The following is a 5,906-nucleotide window of genomic DNA, read 5'->3' on the forward strand; positions in this document are numbered from 1 at the left end:
GGGTCGGGGTGCTGCCCGGGCTTCGGCGGGAATTGGCCCGTTTTCTCGTGCTGGAGTTGGGCCTCACCCGTGCCGAGGCCGCCCGCAGACTTGGCGTGACCACCTCGGGGGTCGCGCAAATTCTCCGTCGGATGAATTAGTATCCTTTGTCAACAACGTCCCCATTTATGAAGCGGACAAAATGTGAGAAGTTGATATGAGCATAAGCAAAGTCATAAAAAAGTATAAAATCAATGAGCAACCGAATGATTTTGTATTTTGGCAATCAAGATCATATGAAGAGCGCTTGGAGGCCTTGGAGCAAATTCGAAAAGAATATAATTCATGGAGATATAATGCTGAGCAAGGATTTCAAAGAGTTTATCGAGTTGTTAAACTTGCATAACGTCAAATATCTGGTGGTCGACGGGTATGCCGTCGCACTCCACGGATATCCTCGCTACACCAAAGATCTCGATGTATGGATTGAGCTTTCGTCGGAAAATGCAGATAATTTGCTAAAGTCTCTTGAAGAATTTGGGTTTGGATCGTTGGGGCTAAAACATGAGGATTTTCTTGAAACCGAACAGATTATTCAGCTCGGCTATCCTCCGAATCGAATCGATATTTTGACGACGTTAAAAGCAATAAAATTTGAGGACTGCTATAGAGCAAAAGTTCAGGTTGATATTCAAGGACTCGAAATAAATTTTATTGATCTCGAGAGCTTAAAAAAAAATAAACGGGCTACTGGTCGTCCGCAAGATTTGGCCGATGCGGAAAATTTAAAGTGATCAAGAGCTGAGTGGCCAACATGTCGCTGGTGAGGATGGCGAGATTTATTTCACCTCGCAGCCTATAGTTCTGCACATGAAATATCATAAGCCGTAAGCCAAGAAGGGAAGGCTACCCAATAATTGGATTACACCCGTTACCGGGTGGCCGCGCTCAGATAAAAGAGGATTGGATCAAATACGGGATTGAAAATCCTGAAAAAGACTGAAACTCAGTCAGACGGCGGGATCAGAAAATAGGTAAGATAGTGGAGACTGATAAAAATTCCAAACCGTGAGGTGCTTTCAACGCCAAAAACCCCTGCTTTACCTTCCTGCGATTACCGCACACCGCATCCGGATTCCTTCTTGACGCATCCCCATCTCCCTGCTGCTGAGATAATTCCAGCCGATGGCAGATCCATTTTTCCATTGACATCCCAAATGAAAAAAATTATCCAAAAAATGAACGATGTTTATTTTTTACTTTTTAGCAATCACGATCTGATCCAAAGTTCCCCGCTTTGAATTTTGGCGTGGTGGTCCAAAACAGTGGCCCGAAGCCCTGTGAGTTTGCGTACGCTGAAAAACCGGATCAATGGCATTTTCAGGTGCGCCCCAGGCAGATGACTTCCCATCCCAAGGGTGGGTCACGACCCGGCCATCGGGTTTTCCCCACAGTTAAGAACGGCCGTCGCAACAGCGAACGGCTGACCGATCAGCCCATGCTATTTAACCCCTAACACAAGGAGGAGGTTTATGAGGCCATTGATAAGATTGCTGTCGGTGGTCATCCCCCTGGGGATGCTTTGTCTGGCGGCGACCGCCTTCGGTGAAACGCCGTTCACCAAGGAGTCCGTTGTCAGTCAGCGATGTTCGGCCTGTCACAAGCCCGATCCCCAAGGCCAGTTGGAGGTTATCGAGGAGACCCGCAAAACGCCCGAAGAGTGGCGTGTTGTGGTCAACCGCATGATCCGGCTGAACAGCGCGCCCCTTGGCGATGCGGACTTCGACCCGGTCATCAAGGAACTCAGCCGGCATCTTGGCCTGACCCCCGCGGAGATGGCCAAGGTGGCCTACCTGAACAGCGATGAGAACAGCCAGTACCGCGAAATTCCCCAGGGCGAACTGGAGGAGCGCATCTTTGCCGCCTGCGTGCGCTGCCACACCTACGGCAAAATCGCCTCCCACCGCATGACGCCGGCCCAGTGGAAGGAAAACCGCAACCTGCATCTCGGCTACTACCCCACCACCATCCCCCAGATGCGGGAAATGGACTGGGCCAAGGAATCCGAAGAATTGATCGAACCGCTCGCCAAACTCTTCCCCTTCGACACCCCGGAGTACCAGGAATGGATGAAAAGCCGCAAAGAAATCGATTTGAGCGGCAGCTGGCAGGTGGCCGGTTACCAGCCCGGTTTCGGCTATTATGAGGGCGAGTATGTGTTCAAGCCCCAGCCGGCGGGCGGGGGCGATGAGTATTTGGTCGAGAAAACGGTTCGCTATCAGAACGGCAGCCAACTCAAAATGGCCGGCACGGCGATTCTTTACGGGACCTTCCACCTGCGCTACGCCCTGGCGCCGACTCCGTTGACCGGCCGCATTGAAGGGGTATTCGACCTCGACCCGGCGGAAGGGGGGTTTTCCGGGAAATGGTGGACCCTGGTTCAAGACAACAATGCCTATGGCAATGAGAAGTTCCACCGCAGCGATGCTGCCGCCAGAATTTTTGCCGCCTTCCCCCAGGCACTTCAGATAGAGGAGGGCGATCAGACCCTGACCTTAATCGGCGTCAACCTACCCCAAAACATCACGGTGGCGGATCTTCAGTTCTCCGATCCGGCCGTCACGGCGAAGCATGTCGAAGGCACGGCATCCAAAATCGTCTGCCAACTTCAAGTCGGTGCCGCCGCCGCCACGGGGACGGTTACCGTCAAGGTCGGGGAAACGGCATACGCCGATAACCTCATCCTTTTCGATAAAATCGATGGGATCAAGGTCTTTCCTTCCCTGGGGCGCGCGCGGGTCAGCTGCGGCGCTGCCTATCCCCCCCAGGGGGTGCAGTTTGTTGCCCGCGGTGTCCACTTCGGCGCCGACGGTCAAGCCGGCACGGCCGACGACCTGATGCTGGAACCCGTCGCGGCTGAGTGGGCGCTGGAGGAGGAGAAAACCCGGGAGAACGACGACGATCTCAAATTCCTGCAGACGTCGGTGGTCAACGGCCTCTTCACGCCGGTGACGACCTACGGCCCGATCGAGGAGAGGGTGCAGCATCGGGAAGGGGTTGGCCTGATTGCCATCAGCGCCTCGGCTACCATCGACGGCCGGGTGCTCACGGACCGCGCCCTGCTTGCCGTAACCGAACCCGATTTCATCACCCACCTCAAGTAGGACGCCGCCATGCAGCGCTTCAAGTTCGCGGAAAACCGTATTTTCTCCGTAGACGGGCATCCGTTTCTCTTTTTGACTGAAGAGAACGCCATTTTCGAAATGGCTGCAGACCTGGAGGCGTTCGTGAAGGGGGCGACTCCCCTGAGGCCGCAACCCCTGTCCCAGTTGATGGACCGATTGGGGGGGACCGAGGCCGAAAAAAGGGAACTGGTGAACGCTCTCCTGAAGGGACGGGTCCTGGTGCCGGAGGCGGCTGCGCCGACCCCGATGGCATCTCCCGATCCGGCGGCCATCGATCTGCCCCTGCAAACCCTGGTGCTGCATGTCACCGAGGCCTGCAATCTGGGCTGCCTTTACTGCTATCACGGCGTTAGCGGGCAGGGCGTCGGTCCCACCCGCAGCATGCGACTGCCGGTCGCCCACGAGGCCGTGGATTTTCTCTTCGCGCATTCCGCCGACTTGCCCGAGGTGGTGCTGGTCTTTTTCGGCGGTGAGCCTTTTTTGAACTTCGGGCTGATCCGCGACGTCGTCGGCTACGCCCGGGAAAAAGCCGCCGCCAAGGGCCAGCGGGTCCAGTTCGCCGCAACCACCAACGGGACGCTTCTCACCCCGGAAATCATCGACTTCATCCACGCCAACCAGGTGGGTGTGACCGTCAGCCTGGACGGCTTTGAGCAGATCCAGGACCGCTACCGTCCTTTCCCCGACGGCAGCCCCTCCTACCGGGCGATTTTGCCGGGGGTCCGCCGGCTGCTGGCGCACCCCCTGGCCAAGCCGACGGTGGCCCGGGTAACCGTCTGCCGGGAGCCTTTCGCGGTGCCGCAAATTCTGGATCACCTGCTGTCCCTTGGGTTTGCCGAGGCCGGGTTTGCGCCGGTGACCAGCGAGAACCCCGAATACCAACTGGATGCCGACGGCATGCACGCCCTTCTGGAAATCTTCAAACTCCTGGCCCAGAGGTTTCTGGAATTTGCCCGCCGGGAGGAATTTTTTGGTTTTACCAATTTGGTGGATATGCTGGTGACGCTGCATGAGGGTGAGGTCAAAAACTACCCCTGCGGTGCTGGGCTCGGCCTGTTTGCGGTGGCGCCGGATGGTCGGCTGTTCCTCTGCCAGCGTTTGACGGGGGAAGCATCCCTTGCAATGGGGGATATCCACCGCGGCTTTGATCGTCCAAGGATCGCGGCGTTCAGAAAAAAAGCCCGTCTGTCGCAGAAAACGGTTTGCAGCACCTGCTGGGCCCGCAAAATCTGTGCGGGCGGCTGCTACCATGAGGCTCTGGTTCGGGAAGGTAGCGTGCAGCAGCCGAACCTGCACTACTGTGAGTGGATTAAACGCTGGATCGAAACCGGCATTCAGGTATACGGCCGACTGGCATCCAGCCAACCGGAATATCTGGACAAGCTCTCGCTTTTAAGAGGCCACGGAGCACCTGTCCAACCAATGCTTTAGGTCAAAGGAGGCCGTTATGGAAAAGAAAAAGTTAAACGCGGTAAACAAACGTGCCAAAGAGCTGGAAGCGCGCGCCGAACAGCCGGAAGAAGCGGATGTCTTCGGCCTGAGCGAGGATGTGATGACGGGCATGCCCATCGGCTGCACCACCATTTTCGATACGGGCTGGGAAACCAACCCGCGGCCCGAAACGCCCATGGGCAACTGCGTCTCCAGTGCCCGTGATTGGACCAGCTGCTCCGGGCCCTGCTGGTGGCCGGCGCAGACGCCGGACAACATCACCAACCATCCGGATTTTCAGAACCAGTGCCGGGCCATCGAGAGGGATTGGAGAAATCTGAACTTCGTTATCAAAAAATAAGAAGGGAGGATCGCACCATGCGGCACACAAAAAATCGCGTCATCACGGCCCTTTTCTTTCTGGCCGCCATCCTGCTGTGGGGCTTGCCCGCAGCGGCCAAGGATTTCATCTATGCGCCGACCAGCAACGAACTGGTGGTCATCGACTGCGAGACCGACACCATTGTGGACCGGGTGAGCTACAATGACTACATCATCCACGCGGCGTTTTCACCCGATGGAAAACGTTACTACCTCAACACCTTTCACGATATTTACGTCATCGACACCGACACCAACAAGCTGGTGGAAACCTTCAAGTTCTCATCCGAGCTGAACAAAGTGACCGTGCTGGGCTTTGCCGTCTCCGAAGACGGCGCCAAACTCTATTTGAGCTGCACGATCGTCAAGAAAAAGCAGAACGTGCCGAAGCTCAACGTGCTGCCGCCTCAACTGGTGGTGTTCGACGTCAAATCCGGCAAAATGGAGAAAAACTACCCGATCCCCTACTGCGTTCTGGGCGTGCTGACCTTGCGAAATGACCCGGACCATCTGCTGCTGATGGGGCTTGATGTCAACAAGCTCAACCTGAAAACGGGCGAGGTGGAAAAGGTCATGGGGATTCTGAACCCGGAGGCGGGCGAGGAGGCCAAGAACAGCCTGGTCATCTGGCACAACGCCAGTCCCGGGGATCACGGGATTTTCACCAACCCTTATTACACGGCGACCGGCATGGGCTATATCGTCGTGGACCGCAACAGCGGCCAGATCAGTACCCTGGCGGGCAAGGATGTCTGGTTTCAATACTCCACTCTGGTCTCACCGGACAAGAAGTACCTTTATGCCGTGATGGACGAGCTGATCAAGATCGACATGGCCACCGGCGAAACCCTTAAGGCAGTCAAGGTGGGCCGCGGCACCTGCTACGCCCTGAGCCTGACCGCTGACGGCAAAAAAATCTACGTGGGACCG

5 protein-coding genes are annotated in these 5,906 nt (G+C 56.2%); all 5 read left to right on the top strand.

What is annotated here, in order from left to right; translation table 11 throughout:
* Positions 1-335: 335 nt before the first annotated feature.
* Positions 336-773: a hypothetical protein gene (locus LJE63_02650; protein ID MCG6905499.1), complete on the top strand. Its 438-nt coding sequence runs from the start codon at positions 336-338 to the stop codon at positions 771-773.
* Positions 774-1,511: 738 nt separating this feature from the next.
* Entirely contained in the window at positions 1,512-3,143 is a 1,632-nt protein-coding gene (gene peaA / locus LJE63_02655) for a quinohemoprotein amine dehydrogenase subunit alpha (protein ID MCG6905500.1), read from the top strand.
* 9 nt (positions 3,144-3,152) lie between these two features.
* A complete protein-coding gene (locus LJE63_02660) occupies positions 3,153-4,595 on the top strand; it encodes an SPASM domain-containing protein (protein ID MCG6905501.1) in 1,443 nt (480 codons plus the stop codon).
* 16 nt (positions 4,596-4,611) lie between these two features.
* Positions 4,612-4,956: a quinohemoprotein amine dehydrogenase subunit gamma gene (qhpC, locus tag LJE63_02665; protein MCG6905502.1), complete on the top strand. Its 345-nt coding sequence runs from the start codon at positions 4,612-4,614 to the stop codon at positions 4,954-4,956.
* 17 nt (positions 4,957-4,973) lie between these two features.
* On the top strand, positions 4,974-5,906 hold a 933-nt coding region (locus LJE63_02670; GenBank protein ID MCG6905503.1), incomplete at its 3' end, for a hypothetical protein.

The organism is Desulfobacteraceae bacterium (genome assembly GCA_022340425.1).
Classification (GTDB): domain Bacteria; phylum Desulfobacterota; class Desulfobacteria; order Desulfobacterales; family JAABRJ01; genus JAABRJ01.

Coding starts and splice junctions, on each gene's coding strand:
- LJE63_02660 (MCG6905501.1), top strand. CDS start 3,153: ATGCAGCGCTTCAAGTTCGCGGAAAACCGTATTTTCTCCGTAGACGGG.
- qhpC (MCG6905502.1), top strand. CDS start 4,612: ATGGAAAAGAAAAAGTTAAACGCGGTAAACAAACGTGCCAAAGAGCTG.
- LJE63_02650 (MCG6905499.1), top strand. CDS start 336: ATGCTGAGCAAGGATTTCAAAGAGTTTATCGAGTTGTTAAACTTGCAT.
- peaA (MCG6905500.1), top strand. CDS start 1,512: ATGAGGCCATTGATAAGATTGCTGTCGGTGGTCATCCCCCTGGGGATG.